Source organism: Enhydrobacter sp., assembly GCA_025808875.1.
In the GTDB taxonomy this organism is placed as follows: Bacteria; Pseudomonadota; Alphaproteobacteria; order Reyranellales; family Reyranellaceae; genus Reyranella.
On the sequence record CP075528.1, the window covers coordinates 3,195,072 to 3,210,302 of the forward strand.

Consider the following 15,231-nt stretch of genomic DNA (forward strand, 5'->3'; position numbering starts at 1 on the left):
GATGACTCGTTCGACGCTGGCGGCCCTGATCGTGACCCTGATGCTGGGCTCCGGCATCGCCGGCTACCTGGTCGGCAAGCCCGCCGAGCTGCTCGAACGATCCCCTCCACCGCAGGTCGCCGCGCCGGCACCGACTCCGGCGCCAATGGCGAGCCCGACGCCCGCGCCGACGCCGGCCCAGGCCGGCCAGCCCGCGGCGGCACCTGCCGAAGCCTTCGCCTATCGCCGCACCGGTATCGACAGCAGCCGCCCCGAGGGCGAGGCTTGCCTCTACTTTAACAAGCCCCTCGTCGGCGACGCCAGCGTGAAGTACGGCGACTTCGTCCACATCGACCCGGCGGCCAAGTCTGCGGTGCGCGCCGTCGACGACCGGCTGTGCATCGGCGGCCTCGCCTACGGCCAGGACTATACTGTCACCTTGCTCGAGGGCCTGCCGAGCCGCGACGGCTCGAAGCTCGAGGCCGACCAGGCGGTCGACGTCGCGCTGGGCGCGCGGCCGGCCGTCGTGTCGCTGCCGGGAAAGGGCTTCATCCTGCCGCGCGGCACCGCGGCGGGATTGCCGATCACCACCATCAACGTCGCCAAGGTCGGCATTGCCGTCTATCGCGTCAGCGAGCGCGGCCTCGATCGCTTCGTCGACCGCTACTACGACTCCTTTCCCAACAACGCCTCGCGGGATTCCTGGTCGGCACGCTGGTGGCTGAGCGGCAGCAACGGAGCCCTCGTTTGGCGCGGCACGATGGACGTGCGCAGCGCGTTCAACCAGCCGGTCGTGACCGCGTTCCCCATCCGCCAGACGATTGGCGACTGGAAGCCCGGCGCCTATTTCGTCGTTGCCTGGAACGCCGTGACGCCACCCGACGGCGGCGACGAACCCGACGACGGCTCGGCCGCCGAGGTCACCGGCATGTGGGTCGTCGACACCGACATCGCGCTCACTACCCTCACCGGCCGGGACGGGTTGAATGTCTTCGCCCGTTCGCTGCAGACGGCTCAAGCCTTGCCTGGATTGGAGCTGGTGCTGCTGTCGCGCGGCAACGAGCCGCTCGGCAAGGCCGTTACCGGTGCCGACGGGCGCGCCACCTTCCCCGCCGACCTCCTCAAGGGCCAGGGCGGCGCGGAGGCGATCGCCGTCATGGCGCTCGACGGCGCCCGCCAGGAATTCTCGCGCATCGAACTCACCAAAGCCGCCTTCGACCTGTCGGACCGCGGCATCGAGGGTCGCGCGCAGCCCGGTCCGGTCGACGCCTTCCTCTACACCGAGCGCGGCGTCTATCGCCCCGGCGAGACCGTCCAGCTCATGGCACTCCTGCGCGACGATTCGGGCAACGCGCTCAAGGACATGCCGGTGACGTTGATCGTGCGCCGTCCGGACGGCAGCGAGTTCACGCGCTTCGTGCTGGCGCTCGGCGCCTCGGGCGCGCTGCACCAGCCGATCGCGCTTCCCAAGTCCTCGCGGCGCGGCCGCTGGACCGCGAACGCGCATATCGATCCCAAGGGACCCGCGGTCGGGCGGGTCGAGTTCTCGGTCGAGGACTTCGTGCCCGAGAAGCTCAAGGTCGAGCTCGAGTCCGACGCACCGATCCTGCGCCTTGCGGCCAACGGCTTCACGATCTCGGCCGATTTTCTCTATGGGGCCCCCGCCGCCGAGCTGAACGTCGAGAGCGACCTCAGGGTCACGGTCGATGCCGCCCCCTTCCCGGCCTTCGCGAAGTACACATTCGGCTTCGAGGCCGAGCGCCAGGCATTCGAGCCGCCCTTCATCACGCTCACGCCGCCCGCGACCGACGCGCGCGGCAAGTCGCGGCTGGAGTGGATCCCGGACAAGGTCAAGGACACCGATCTGCCGCTCAAGGTCCAGGTGCAGGCGCGCGTCTTCGAGCCGGGCAACGGCCGGGCGACGAGGACGGAGAAGGCGCTGCCGCTGCGCACGCGCGACGTCTATCTCGGCATCCGGCCCACCTTCGACGGCCGTTACGCCGCCGAAGGCACGGAGACCGCGTTCGACCTCGTCGCGGTCGACGCGGAAGGCCGGCAGGTCGCGCGGCCCTCGGTCGACTACACGATCGAGCGCATCGTGCATTCCTATCAATGGTACCAGCTCGACGGCCGCTGGCGCTGGCAGACCGTGACCAGCGAGCGGCTGGTCGCCGCCGACACGCTGGACTTCAAGGCGGATGCGCCGACCCGGCTCGCCCGCCGCCTGCAATGGGGACCGCACCGCCTCACGATCACCGACCACGCGGCCAACACCGTCAGCAGCCTCACCTTTTATGTCGGCTGGTACGGCGGCGCCGACGGCGAGGAGACTCCCGATACGCTGCGGCTTGCCAGCGACAAGGGAAACTATGCGCCGGGCGAGACGGCGAAGCTGCGCATCGAAGCGCCGTTCGCCGGTGAGGCGTTGATCGCCATCGCCACCGACCGCGTGCTTCGAACCTACACCGCCAGGGTCGACCCGAACGGCACTACCATCGATATTCCGGTCAGCGCCGAATGGGGCCCCGGCGCCTACGCGCTCGTGACCGCCTGGCGGCCACTGTCCGCCGCCACCACCGACCGCACGCCGCCGCGCGTCATCGGCGCGGTCTGGCTCGGCCTCGATCCCGGCCTGCGCACGCTCGGCGTGCACATGGTCGCGCCCGAGAAGATGGCGCCACGCCAAAGGATCGAGATCCCGGTACGGGTCGCCAACCTCGCCGGCGGCGATGCCTACGTCACGCTGGCCGCCGTCGACGAAGGCATACTGCAGCTCACCAGGTACCGCACGCCCGATCCCGCGGCCTTCTACTTCGGCAAGCGGCGGCTCGGCCTCGACATGCGCGACGACTACGGCCGCCTGCTCGACGGCCGCGCCGACGATGTCGGCCGCATCCGCGCGGGCGGCGATTCGGGCGACATCGGCGGGCTCGACGTCGTGCCGACGCGGATCGTCTCGCTGTTCAGCGGCCCGGTGAAGCTCGACGATAAGGGCGAGGCGCGCATCGCCCTCGACATGCCCGACTTCATCGGCCAGGTCCGATTGATGGCCGTTGCCTACGACGGCAGCAGGGTCGGCGCCGCCGAGGCACGCCTTTTCGTGCGCGACGCGGTCACGGCCGACGTCGTGCTGCCGCGCTTCCTGGCACCCGGAGACCTCGGCCGCGTGGCGTTGTCGCTGCACAATGTCGAGGGCCCGCCGGGCGACTATCGCGTCACCCTGGAGGCCTCCGGCTCGGTCGCTCTCGAGCGGCCCGTCTCCGAGACGCGCCGCCTCGCCGCCAATCAGCGCGAACTGCTCGCCTGGCCGCTGCAGGCCCGCGATCCGGGCTTCGCCAAGGTCGTCGTCGCCGTCCAGGGTCCCGGCAATTTCTCGGTTCGTCGCGAATGGGAGATGCAGGTGCGGCCCGCGCAGACACCGAGCGCGGTCGACACCGTCTCCGAGCTCCAGCCGGCGCGCGAGCTGACGGTCGATCGCAATCTTACCGCCGGCTTCGCCCACGGTACCGCACAGGTGAGCGTCTCGCTGTCGCGCACGCCCGGCATCGACGTCGCGGCCCTGCTGCGCGCGCTCGACAAGTATCCCTATGGCTGCCTGGAGCAGACGACCAGCCGCGCATTGCCCCTGCTCTATTACAACGACGTCGCCCTGCTGGGGTACGGCCCCACCGATCCGCGGATCGGCGACCGCGTGCAGGAGGCGATCTACCGTATCGTCGACATGCAGGCGGGCGAGGGCTCGTTCGGCATGTGGGGTCCCTTCTCGTCACCCGCCGCCGAGTGGCTGCAGGTCTACGCCCTCGACTTCCTGGTGCGCGCCCGCGACCAGCAGATGGCGGTGCCTGCCGCCTCGCTGCAGCGCGCGCTGACCTGGCTCAACCGCTCGGCCGAACGCTTCTCGCCCAACGCGCAGGCCTATGCCTGGTACGTGCTGGGCAAGACGGGCCTCGCCGATCCCGGCCGCGTGCGATATTTCCAGGACGCCAAGGGCGGCGAGATCAAGGGCGGGCTGGCGTGGGCGCAGCTCGCCGCCGCGCTCAACCTCGTGGGCGAACCCGGCCGCGCGCGTCTCGCCTTCGAGACGGCCCGCCGCCATGTCGGCGACCGCGACCGCGACGACTACTACGGCTCGCCGCTGCGCGATCGCGCCGCCCTCCTGGCGCTCGCCTCCGAGGCCGGCGGTCGCGACGGGCTGGCGACTCTCGTCGGCTCGGTGCGCGAGGGCCTCGTCGCGCGCGTCGAGGAGACGACGACCCAGGAGCAGGCCTGGCTGCTGCTCGCGGCCCGTGCGCTGGGCGGCGGCGGCGAGATCGCCTATGCCGTCGACGGCGAGAGGCGGACCGCCACCACCGATCCCGTCGTGCTCAACCCCGATTCCAGCGCCGTCGCGCGCGGCATCGCAATCAGGAACGAGGGAAGCGGCGCCGTCTGGCTGCAGGTCACCGCGCGCGGCGTGCCGACGGAGCCGCTGCCGGCCGCGTCGCGCGGCCTGGGCGTGGAGCGCCGCTACTTCACCCTGCAGGGCCAGCCGGCCGATCTCGCCGCGCTGCGCCAGAACGATCGTCTCGTGGTCTCGCTGCGCGGCCGCAGCCTCGACGGCGGCTATCACGAGGCGGCGCTGCTCGACCTGCTGCCGGCCGGCTTCGAGATCGAGACGGTGCTGGACGAGGACACCGCCAAGTCCTTCCCGTTCGTCGGCAAGCTCACGCCGGTGCGCATCGCCGAGGCGCGCGACGACCGCTTCTTCGCCGCCTTCGACCTCGGCACCCGAACCTATCGCTCCTGGTGGCCCGACGCGCAGAAGTTCGGCAACACCTTCAACCTCGCCTACATCGTGCGCGCCGTCACACCCGGCCGCTTCGCCCTGCCGGCGGTGAACGTCTCCGACATGTACGCCCCGCGCATCCACGCACGCAGCGCCATGGGCCAGGTGCATATCGAGCCCCGGTGAGGGAGCGCCCATGAGGCATTTCGCCCGCCTCGCCTGCCTTTTCGCCGTGCTGGCGACGACGGCGCTGGCGCTCGACCGGCTGTTCCCGCCGGATCTCTCGCGCTATCGCGAGCGCTCGACGGAAGTCGTCGATGCCGACGGCCGGTTGCTGCGCGCCTTCACCACGGCCGACGGCAAATGGCGGCTGGCCACCACGCCCGACGACGTCGATCCGCTCTATCTCGCCCTGCTCAAGGGCTACGAGGATCGCCGCTTCGACGACCATTGGGGCATCGACCCCCTGGCGGCGGCGCGCGCGGCGTGGCAGTGGATCGATCGCGGCCGCATCGTCTCCGGCGCCTCGACGCTGTCGATGCAGACGGCGCGCCTGCTCGAGCCGCGCCGGCCGCGCACGCTGCGGACCAAGGCCATCCAGGCGGCGCGCGCCCTGCAGCTCGAATGGCGCCATTCCAAGCGCGAGATCCTGTCGATCTATCTCACGCTGGCACCGATGGGCGGCAACCTCGAGGGCGTGCGCGCCGCCTCCTTCGCCTATTTCGGCAAGGAGCCGACGCAACTCACGGCCGCCGAGGCGGCGCTGCTGGTTGCCCTGCCGCAATCGCCGGAGCGCCGCCGTCCCGACCGCGCGCCCGAGATGGCGCAGGCCGGCCGCGACCGCGTGCTGGCGCGCGCGCTCGGGCACGGATCGATCGACCGGGTGCTGTTCGACCTCGCCGCCTCCCGGCCGGTGCCGACGCGGCGCCTCGCGCTGCCGATGCACGCGCCGCACCTCGCGGGCTGGCTCGCCGCGCAGTCGCCCGGATCGATCGTGCCGACGACGCTGCGCTTCGAATTGCAGGCCGCCCTCGCCCGGCTCCTCGCCGAGGAGCGACGCCACCTCGCCGACCGGCCTCAGATCGCGCTGATCGCCATCGACAATCGCAGCGGCGAGGTCGTGTCGTGGCAGGGCGGCACGGAGTTCTTCGGCCGCGCCGGCCAGGTCGACCTGGTCCGCGCCCAGCGCTCGCCGGGCTCGGCGCTCAAGCCGCTGATCTACGCCATGGCCTTCGACGACCGTTCGGTCCATCCCGACTCGCTGGTCGACGACGTGCCGGTGCGCTTTCGCGATTGGGCGCCGCGCAACTTCGACCGCGACCACCAGGGCGCCGTCACGGTGCGCCGCGCGCTGCAGCAGTCGCTGAACGTGCCGGCGGTGCTGGCGCTGGAGAAGGTCGGCGCCCAGCGCTTCGTCGCCACCCTGCGTGCCGCGGGCACCGACCTGGGATTGGCGCCCGGCGACGCGGGCAACTCGCTCGGCATTGCCCTCGGCAGCGCCTCGATCTCGCCGCTGGATCTCGCCGGACTTTATGCGGGGCTGGCGCGGGGCGGCCGGTTCGCGCCGCCCCGCGTGCGCCGCGACCGCGCGCCGATCGAGCCCATCCGGCTCGTCGGCGAAACGGCCGCCTGGTACGTCGCCGACATCCTCGCCGAGGCGCCGTTGCCCGAGGGCTTCGCGTCACTGCGGCCCGGCCTGCGCGAACGGCGCATCGCCTACAAGACCGGCACCTCGGCCGCCTTCCGCGATGCCTGGGCGGCCGGCTACAGCAACCATTGGACGGTGGTGGTCTGGGTCGGTCACGCCGATGGCACGCCGCGCCCGGGCCAGCTCGGCCGGCTCGCCGCGCTGCCGATCCTGTTCAAGGCCTTCGACCGCCTGCCCGCCGAGGACAACCGCGCCGCGCCGCCGCCCGGCGACACGATCCGCGTCGGCTCCTGGCGCGAGCTGCCACCGCGGCTGCGCACCTTGTCGGCCGCCACACAGACGGCTGGCGGCCCTCGCATCGCCTACCCGCTGCCCGACGCGCGCATCGAGCTCGGCGTCAGGGAGGCAGTGCCGCTCACCGCCCATGGCGGCGAGGGCCGCCTGCGCTGGCTGGTCGACGGCCGCCCGATCGACGGCACGAAATGGACGCCCGACACCACGGGCAGCGCCCGCGTCGCCGTCGTCGACGAGCGGGGGCGCTCGAGCGCGGTGACCGTGAAGATCGTGCGACGACCTTAGAGAAGCGGCCCCGCCCGCGGGCAAGTCGCCCGAAGACCGCCGTCCCCGCCCAGTCCACTCCCGTGTGGATGGCTCCGATGCCGATGCCGTCGACATCCAACGCGATTCGTCCTCGAGTCCTCACAGTCCCCTGCAGTCCTCGGAGTCCACTCATCCACAGGCGGAATTGGGGGGCGACGGGTATCGCCCTACCAGATGAAGCGTAGTCCAGCGTTGAAGGCGTGATTGTCGGTGCCGCCGCCGACCTCGCCGTCGTAGCGGGCGTAGAACTCGGTCATCTCGCCGACCCTGTACCGGCCGGCGAAGCCGAGCACCGCCGAGTCGCGCTGCGGCGTGGCGCCGTAGACCGTGAACGCATTGCCCGGCGCGCCGGCGAACGAGGCCGTCATCGGCCGCGCCGTGTCGGCCAGCTCGTGCTGCCATCCCAAGCGCAGCCGCAGGTTCAACGGCCCCAGCTCGCCCTGCAGCTCCGCCCCCAGCACCGTGCGCAGCGAGTTGGTGGTCTGCTGCGCCACCGTGAGGTTCAAGGAATCGGCACCCCATTCGGTGAAGCCGGCCTGGTTGGCGGTCGAGCCCTGCAGGCGGGCGAACGGCGTGATCGAGCCAGGACCGACCTCGAGCCGGTAGCCGCCCTCGACCTGACCCAGGAACTGGTCGGCCGTGGTCTGGCCGTAGGCAGTGCGCGGCGCCAGCCCGGGAATGACGATGGTGCGCGTCATGCGGTTGCTCGCGCGCGAATAGCCGGCGAGCGCGCTGACGTAGAGCGCGCCCTCGGTGAAGGAACCGTACAGGCTGCCGCTGAACGCATCGACCGTGCCGCGGCCCGAGAACCCGTTCACCCACTGGCTGCCGCTGCTGTAGCCGAGCCCGACGCCGACCAGGAATCGCTCGTCGATGCGGCGGTCGAGCCCGACCGCCGTGCCGCCGTAGTTATAGGTGAACGCACCCGAGTTGTTGCCGCTGCCCAGCACCGAGCCGGTGCCGACGAGCCCGCTCAGCCAGGCGCCCCAGCGCGACGGACCCATATCGCAAGTGGTGTCGCATGCCTCCGCCAGGGCCACGCGCTGGCCGGCGCCGTGCTGGCCGCCGTTCATCTGGTTGCCGACGGCGTTGGCGAAGGAATAACCCATTGCCGTGTTCGCCGTGCCGAAGCTCGCATGGGGCTGGCCGCTGATCGCGTCCATCGCCGCCGGGCCCTGCGTCGTGTCGAGGCCGAACAGCGCGTTCAGCACGGTGCCGAAGTCGCCCGGCGCCGATGTCCCCAAGAGATCGAGTATGGTGCCGACGGCGAACTGGTTCGGCGTCTGCGCCGCCGACGAGAAAGCATTCGTGCGCAGGATCAGGGTGAGGAACACGTTGTTGGCGTCGTAGCCGAGGCTCGGCGCCAGGAAGGCGAGGTTGCTGGTGACGCTCGAGAAGGTGCCGGTGACGCCGCCCGTGGCGTTGAGGATGGTGTACGTCGTGCTGGGTCCGTAAGTGCCTGAGGCCGCCAGCACCTGCACCGTGCCACCGTTGATCGTCGCCGTGCCGGTGGCATTGATGCGGTCGCTCTGGCCCGCGGCATTGACCTCGACCTGGTAGGTCGAACCCGAATTGTGCACGTAGTTGCCGGTGATGTTGAGCGTGCCGATCGAGTTGCCCGGCGCCACGATGCCGTTGTTCGTGACGAGGCCTGTGATCGTGCCCGTGCCGCCCAAGGTGCCGCCCGAGGCCACGGTGACGTTGCTCGCGATGCTGCCGTTGATCGCCAGAAGACCACCCGTCACCGAGGTGGTGCCGGAGTAGGTGTTGACGCCGGAGAGCGTGAGCGTGCCCGAACCGCTCTTCACCAGATTGTAGCTGCCGGCGTTGCCGCCGGTGCCGCCCGAGCCGGTCTGGTCGGTGATGACGTCGGCGATCGTCTGGCTCACCCCCACTCCCGGCGAGAAGGTGATGGTGCCGTTGCCTTGCAGGAAGAGGCCGGTGCCGAAGGCCGAGCCGGCCGTGGCCACACCGCCACCGGCCGTGCCGGCCGTGACGGTGCCACCCGAAACATTGAAGGCGCCGGCGATACTGAGCGTGCCGCCCTGTTGCACGAAGACGGCGCCGCCGAGGCCGGCCCCTCCGCCGCCACCGATGCCGCCACCGCCGACGGAGCCGCCGGTGCCGCCGCCGAACCCGCCCGCACCAGCAGAACCACCGCCGCCGGTGCCGCCACCACCACCGAAGCCACCGGCGCCCCCGCTCGTGTTGGCGCCGCCGCCGCCGCCGAAACCGCCGGCGCCGCCGACCGTGGCACCGCATTGCCGGCGCCGCCGCCGCCGCCGAAGCCGCCGGCGCCGCCGTTGAACGCGCCAGGCCGTTGACGCCGTTCGCGCCGCCAACCCCGCCGCCGGCTGCTGCCGCCACCACCTCCGGAAACGGCACCGCCGCCGCCGCCGCCCGCGCTGCCGCCGGCCGTGCCGCCGCCGCCCGCCCGTTCCGCCGGTGCCGCCCGCGGTCGCGCCGGTCGCGATGCCGGCCGAGCCGGCTGTGGCATTGTTGCCGCCGGTTGATCCGACGCCAAGACCGCCACCACCACCGACGGTGCTGCCTCCGTTGCCGCCCATACCGCCACCGCCGCCGCTCGCGCCGGCCGCGCCACCGCTACCACCGACCGCCGAGTTGCCGGACAGGGTGACATTGCTGACGGTCAGCGTGGCCTGATTGGCAACGAACAGCGCGCCGCCAAGGCCAGCACCGCCGCCGCCACCCGTCGAACCGCTGCCTCCCTGCGCCCGGGCATTGGCGATCGTGAGGTCCTGCACGGTGACCGACACCGCCGTCTGGGTACTGCCGGTGAAGGCGCCGATGAGCAGGCCGCGGAACTGGTTGTTGCCCGAGAGCGTGTTGTTGTTGCCGACGATGGTGACGTTGGTCTGCACGATCGGCAGGTCGGCCGTCAGCGTGATGTTGCCGGTGAAGACGATGCGATCGCCGCTCGCCGCCGACGTGATGGCGGTGCGCAGCCCTGCTTCCGTATTGACGTTGAAGTCGACTGCACCCGCGGCGCACGGCGTCAAGCATGTTCCGGTCAACAGGATCGCCATCAGCCGCCGACAACCGGCCAACGCCGCAGGCTCACCACCCGACATTCGTCGTTGCTCCCCCGAATGTTTGCGCATTTTCAATGCAAGGTTGTCGGGCTGCTGACATAGCAAAGTGCCATGCGAATTGCTCGCTAGACTAGCGACTGCAATTTCTCTACGCGTGCAGTTGGAGATCAAAAAAAGATCAAGGCTCGGTTAAGCGGGGGCTGGCACCGTGGCGGTCTATGCGTTCGGTCCTTTCGTGATCGATGTTTCCGAGCGGCTCGTGAAGCGCGGCGACCGGCGGCTCGCCGTCACCGGCAAGACCTTCGAGGTGCTGCGATTGCTGGTGGAAGCCCAAGGCAGGCTGGTCGAGCGCGAAACCTTCACGTCGCGTCTGTGGCCCGAGGTCGCCGTCGAGGAACGCAACCTCACGGTGCAGGTCGCCATGCTGCGCAAGGCCCTGAACGGCACGTCGACAGGCACCGATTGCATCGAGACCGTTGCCAAGGCGGGCTATCGCCTGGCCATGCCGGTGCGCCTGCTGGATCCGGTGGGCGCGCCGGACGATCGCGCGGCGCCCACGGCACATCAGCTCCTGAAAGCCGAGGCGCGCGCCAACCTCAACAAGGTCGAGCGGCTGCCGGCGCTGCGCGCGCTGATGCTGTTCGAGCGCGCCCTGACGCTCGATCCCAACGACGCCGACTGCCATGCCGGCATGGCCTCGACCTACCTGCTGATGGCCTCGACGACGATCCGCCGGCCGCTGCCGATCGACGAGTCGGTGCGTCTCGCCCGCGAGTCGGCGCATCGCGCGCTGGTGCTGGACGAGACGAACGGCGAGGCGCTGGGCGTGCTCGGCCGGCTGAAGATGATCTACGAGTGGGATTGGGCCGGCGCCGAGTCGGATCTCACACGTGCCGTCGCGCTCGCACCCCAATCGGCGGACGCCGCCTTCGCGCTTGCCCTGTTTCTTCTGGCGCGGCGTCACCCCGACGAAGCGGTCGAGAACCTGCGGCGCGGACGACGCCTCGATCCGCTGCGGCGCGACATCATCGAGCATCTGGGCCTCGCCCACTGGATGGCCGGCGACGGCGAGCGCGCGCTCACGGCGTTGGCCGAAGCGACGTCGATCGACCCCGAAGCGCGACGCCCGCGTTTCCGCCGCATGTTCGTCCTCGACCAGCTCGGCCGTCCCGAGGAGGCGATGGCCGAGCGCCGGATCTGGCTCGAACTGTTCGACCATGCGCCCTTCGCGGCGCGTCTCGACACGGTGATGCGGAGCGAGGGCCATCGCGCGGCAATGCTGGAGTGGATTGCCCTGCTGGAGCGCCTCGACCAGTGGTACGAGGTCGCCATCCAGCGCATGGCGATCGGCGACACGAGCGGCACGCTCGATGCACTCGAGCGTTGCATCGCGATCCACGCCGATTCGCTCGTCTACGTAGATGCCTATCCGTCCTTCCATCCGCTGCGCGGCGAACCGCGGTTCCAGCGCATCGTCGAGCACGTCGGCTTGAGCCGCTAACCTCCGCGCAGCCGCCGCGCCGCGGTCTCCACCGCATCGACGATGGCGTGATAGCCCGTGCAGCGGCAGTAGTTGCCGGACAGCGCCTCGCGGATCTCGGCACGGTCCGGCGCCGGGCTTGCCGCCAGCAGCTCGGCGGCCTGCAGGATCATGCCGGGCGTGCAGTAGCCGCACTGCAGCGCCGCCCGCTCGTAAAAGGCGTCCTGCAGGGCGCGCACCACCGGCGAGGCATCGGCCTGCTCGATTGTCCGCACCGAGCGGCCGTCGGCCTGCACCGCCAGCATGAGGCAGCCGCGCACCACCTTGTCGTCGACCACGACGTGGCAGGCGCCGCACACGCCGTGCTCGCAGCCGACATGGCTGCCGGTCAGGCCGAGATCGTGGCGCAGCCAGTCGACCAGCGAGCGGCGCACCGGCACGCGCGCCTCGACCGGCCGGCCGTTGACCTCGCAGGCGATGTCGAGCGCGGGTTCGCCGGATTTCCTCATGCCGTCCTCCCTGCCCGCTCCAGCAGCGCGCCGGCGAGCCGACGTCGCCAGGCGGCGGGCGCATCGCGGCTCGATCCCGGTTCGAGCTCCCGCCGTGCGACTTCGCGCGCCTCGACGAACGATCGGCCCGCAGCGAGGCACGACTCGGTGGCGAGCAGCCGGCGCGGCGCGTCCTCGATGCCGCAATAGGCGACGCGGCTCTCGACGATTCGTCTACCCTCCCGGCGCGCGCCGAAGGCGAGGCCCGCCAGGGCGAAGTCGCCGTGACGATGTGCCACCTCGCCGAAGGAGAAGCGCCATCCCTCGCGCGCGACCGGAACCGCCACCGACACCAGCAGCTCGTCGGGCTCGCGGTCGGTGCCGTAGACGCCGCGGAAGAAGTCGCCAGCCAGCACGACGCGCTCGCCGCGCAGCGAGACGAGCGTGATCTCGGCGTCGAGACAGACCATGCAGGCCGGCAACTCGGCGGCGGGATCGGCGAGCGCCAGGCTGCCGCCCAGGGTGCCGCGGTTGCGGATGGCGGGATGGGCGACGTGAGGCAAGGCCTCGGCCAACAAGGGCGCGCTGGCGCGCACCAGCGGCGACGCCAGCAGCGCCGCATGGGTCGCGAGCGCGCCGATCACCAGGTGGTCGTCCTTCGGCTCGACACGGTCGAGATCGGGCAGCCGTCCGATATCGACCAGCAGGCCGGGGGTCGCGAGCCTCATCGCCATCATCGGCATCAGGCTCTGGCCGCCCGCCAGCACCGCGGCGTCGGTGCCGTGCCGCGCCAACAGCATCACCGCCTCGCTCACGCTTGCCGGTCGCGCATAGTCGAACCGCGCGGGCTTCACGGCGCCGTCTCCTCGTCGAGCTCGCCGAGCGCGCGCAGCACCTGGAGCGGATCGATCGGCAGGTGCGCGATCCGGCCACCCGCCCCCGCCAGCGCGTCGTTCACCGCGTTGAGCACGGCGGCCGGTGCGGCGCAGGTGCCGGCTTCGCCAGCGCCCTTGGCGCCGACGACCGAGCCGGCATAGGGCGTCTCGACATGCGCCACCGCGATGTCGGGCATCTCGGCCGCCATCGGCACGCGATAGTCGGCGAGCGTGGCATTGATCTGCTGGCCCGCCGCGTCGTAGCGGCAGGCCTCGAGCAATGCCTCGCCCAATCCCATCACGACGCCGCCGCGGATCTGCTCGTCCACCAGCAACGGATTGACGATGCGGCCGCAATCGTCGACCGCCCAGTGCCGCAGCACCCGCACCAGCCCGGTCGCGCGGTCGATCTCGACCAGCGAGGCCTGGATGCCGTTGTTGGGCAGGAAGACATGTTGCTCGCGCCGGTAGGTGTGGGTGACGCCGAGCCTGGGCTGGAGTCCCTTCGGGAGCTCGAAGCCGCGAAAGGTCACGAGATGGGCGATCTCGCCCGCGCTCATGCGGCGCGCGCCCGATTCGCGATCGACGACCTCGCCGTCGCGCAGATCGAGAGCGTCCACCGTCACCTGCAGCAGCGCCGCCGCGGCACCGAGGATCTCGGCGCGCAGGGCGACACCGGCGCCCCACGCCGCCTCGCCGCCGATCGCCGCGCCGCGCGAGGCCCAGGCGCCGCCGCCATGCGGCACTGTCGCCGTGTCGCCGCTCTCGACCGTCACCATGGACACCGGCACGCCGACGGCGTCGGCCATGATCTGCGCCAGCCCCTGCACCACGCCCTGGCCGATCTCGCTGACCGATGCCTTCGCGGTCACCTCGCCCGAAAGCTCGAGCGTCGCCGTCACGCTGTCGATCGAGGCGACGGGCACGCCGGCGCGGCCGTAGGACTCGACGCCGGACGCGGTCATTTCAACTGCGCTGGCGAAGCCGAGCCCGAGCAACCGGCCCGCCCTGCGCCCCTCGGCGATCTCGGCGCACAGCGACGGCAGGTCCATCAGCTCGACCAGCTTCTCGAGGCACTGGTGGTGCGACAGGCCAAAGAGATGGCTGCCGGCGGCCGCCGTGCAGGGCATGTCCTCGGGCCGCATCAGGTTGCGCCGGCGGAAGTCGAGCGGGTCCTCGCCGCGGGCGCGCGCCGCCAGGTCGACCAGCCGCTCCGTCACCGACACGGCGATCGGCGCGCCGACGGCGCGGAACTGCCCGGTCGACACCTTGTTCTGCAGCGCGCAGCGGAGCTTCGCCCGGAAGTCGGCGAACCGGTACGGTGCGCCCATGACGCGCAGCCCGCTCATCGCCTCGGCGGTGCTCGAGCGCGGGAAGATCGAATAGGCGCCGAGCCCCTGCAGATCGTCGACGTCCATCGCCACGATCCTGCCCTCGGCGTCGACCGCCATGCGCGCCCGGACGATGTGCTCGCGGGCGTGGATGTCGGAGACGAAGGATTCGAGCCGGTCGGCCTGGAAGCGCACCGGCCGGCCGAGCAGCCGGCTCGCGGCGCAGACGGCGATCTCGTCGGGATAGACGTGCATCTTCACGCCGAAGCCGCCGCCCACGTCGCCGCAGATCACCCGCACGCGCGACATCGGCAGATCGAGGAACTGCGCGAGGTGAAGCTGCATCTGGTGCGGCATCTGGTGCGACAGCCGCACCTCGAGCGTGCCGGCGGCGCGATCCCAACGGGCGAAGGCGCCGCGCGATTCCAGGGTCACGCCGGTGTGGCGCTCGAAGGTGAAGGTCTCCTCGACGACCAATGCGGCGTCGGCGAAGGCCTTGTCGACGTCGCCGGTGTGCCATTCGGTCGACCAGGCGAGATTCGAGCCGAGGCCACGCTGGACGGGCGGCGCGTCAGCCGCGAGCGCCGTCGCGAGGTCCGTCGCCGATGGCAGCTCGCGCCAGTCGATGTCGATCAGCTCGAGCGCATCCTCGGCGACGGCGCGCGAGGTCGCGAGCACCAGCGCGACGGGCTCGCCCTGATGAAGCGCCTCGTCGCGGGCGAGCGGGCGCTGCTCGGGCGACACCAGCCCGGGGAAGGCCTTGGACTCGCAGCGCCACGCCCGGCAGACGCGATCCAGGTCGGCGGCGGTCAGGACGGCGGCGACTCCGGCCAACCCGCGCGCGGCGGCGAGGTCGCCGAAGGCGAAAGCGGCGTGCGGATACGGACTGCGCAGGAAGGCGGCATGCAGCTCGCCTTTCGCCGCATGATCGTCGACGAAGCGGCCGCCGCCCGTCACGAGACGGCGCGTCTCGCGTCGGGGCATCGGCCGGCCGATATGGGTGAAGCGCACG

General features: G+C 71.4%; 7 protein-coding genes. 3 read left to right on the forward strand and 4 right to left on the reverse strand.

The annotated features are described in order from the left end of the window. Position 1 precedes the first annotated feature (1 nt). Positions 2-4,930: an alpha-2-macroglobulin family protein gene (locus tag KIT25_15875; protein UYN93527.1), complete on the forward strand. Its 4,929-nt coding sequence runs from the start codon at positions 2-4 to the stop codon at positions 4,928-4,930. Positions 4,931-4,940: 10 nt separating this feature from the next. After that, positions 4,941-6,971, forward strand: a complete 2,031-nt coding sequence (pbpC, locus tag KIT25_15880; protein ID UYN93528.1) for a penicillin-binding protein 1C — start codon at positions 4,941-4,943, stop codon at positions 6,969-6,971. Between the two features lie 188 nt (positions 6,972-7,159). Here the strand turns inward: pbpC and KIT25_15885 are convergent, their stop codons facing one another. After that, positions 7,160-10,084 carry an autotransporter domain-containing protein gene (locus tag KIT25_15885; protein ID UYN93529.1) on the reverse strand — a complete coding sequence of 975 codons (2,925 nt, stop codon included), beginning with the start codon at positions 10,082-10,084 and terminating at the stop codon, positions 7,160-7,162. 196 nt (positions 10,085-10,280) lie between these two features. Here KIT25_15885 and KIT25_15890 point away from each other — a divergent pair, with 196 nt between their 5' ends. Next, positions 10,281-11,546 (forward strand): winged helix-turn-helix domain-containing protein, encoded by a 1,266-nt coding sequence (locus KIT25_15890; GenBank protein UYN93530.1) that lies wholly within the window; start codon positions 10,281-10,283, stop codon positions 11,544-11,546. Here the strand turns inward: KIT25_15890 and KIT25_15895 are convergent. From KIT25_15895 to KIT25_15905, 3 genes are read right to left on the reverse strand one after another with little or no spacing between them, the layout of a single operon-like run. Continuing rightward, on the reverse strand, positions 11,543-12,034 hold the full coding sequence (locus KIT25_15895) for a (2Fe-2S)-binding protein (GenBank protein ID UYN93531.1): 492 nt from the start codon (positions 12,032-12,034) through the stop codon (positions 11,543-11,545). The two genes, KIT25_15890 and KIT25_15895, sit on opposite strands and share 4 nt — an antisense overlap. Beyond that, the gene (locus tag KIT25_15900; protein ID UYN93532.1) at positions 12,031-12,867 is read right to left on the reverse strand and encodes an FAD binding domain-containing protein; all 837 of its coding nucleotides are present in this window, start codon (positions 12,865-12,867) and stop codon (positions 12,031-12,033) included. The genes KIT25_15895 and KIT25_15900 overlap by 4 nt, the downstream gene beginning before the upstream one ends. Beyond that, positions 12,864-15,203 (reverse strand): xanthine dehydrogenase family protein, encoded by a 2,340-nt coding sequence (locus KIT25_15905; GenBank protein ID UYN93533.1) that lies wholly within the window; start codon positions 15,201-15,203, stop codon positions 12,864-12,866. Before KIT25_15905 ends, KIT25_15900 begins: the two co-directional genes overlap by 4 nt. Positions 15,204-15,231: the final 28 nt, after the last annotated feature.

Bases quoted from the DNA above. Each gene is read 5' to 3' on its own strand.
- KIT25_15875 (UYN93527.1), top strand. From the start codon at position 2: ATGACTCGTTCGACGCTGGCGGCCCTGATCGTGACCCTGATGCTGGGC.
- pbpC (UYN93528.1), top strand. From the start codon at position 4,941: ATGAGGCATTTCGCCCGCCTCGCCTGCCTTTTCGCCGTGCTGGCGACG.
- KIT25_15885 (UYN93529.1), bottom strand. From the start codon at position 10,084: ATGTCGGGTGGTGAGCCTGCGGCGTTGGCCGGTTGTCGGCGGCTGATG.
- KIT25_15895 (UYN93531.1), bottom strand. From the start codon at position 12,034: ATGAGGAAATCCGGCGAACCCGCGCTCGACATCGCCTGCGAGGTCAAC.
- KIT25_15905 (UYN93533.1), bottom strand. From the start codon at position 15,203: ATGCCCCGACGCGAGACGCGCCGTCTCGTGACGGGCGGCGGCCGCTTC.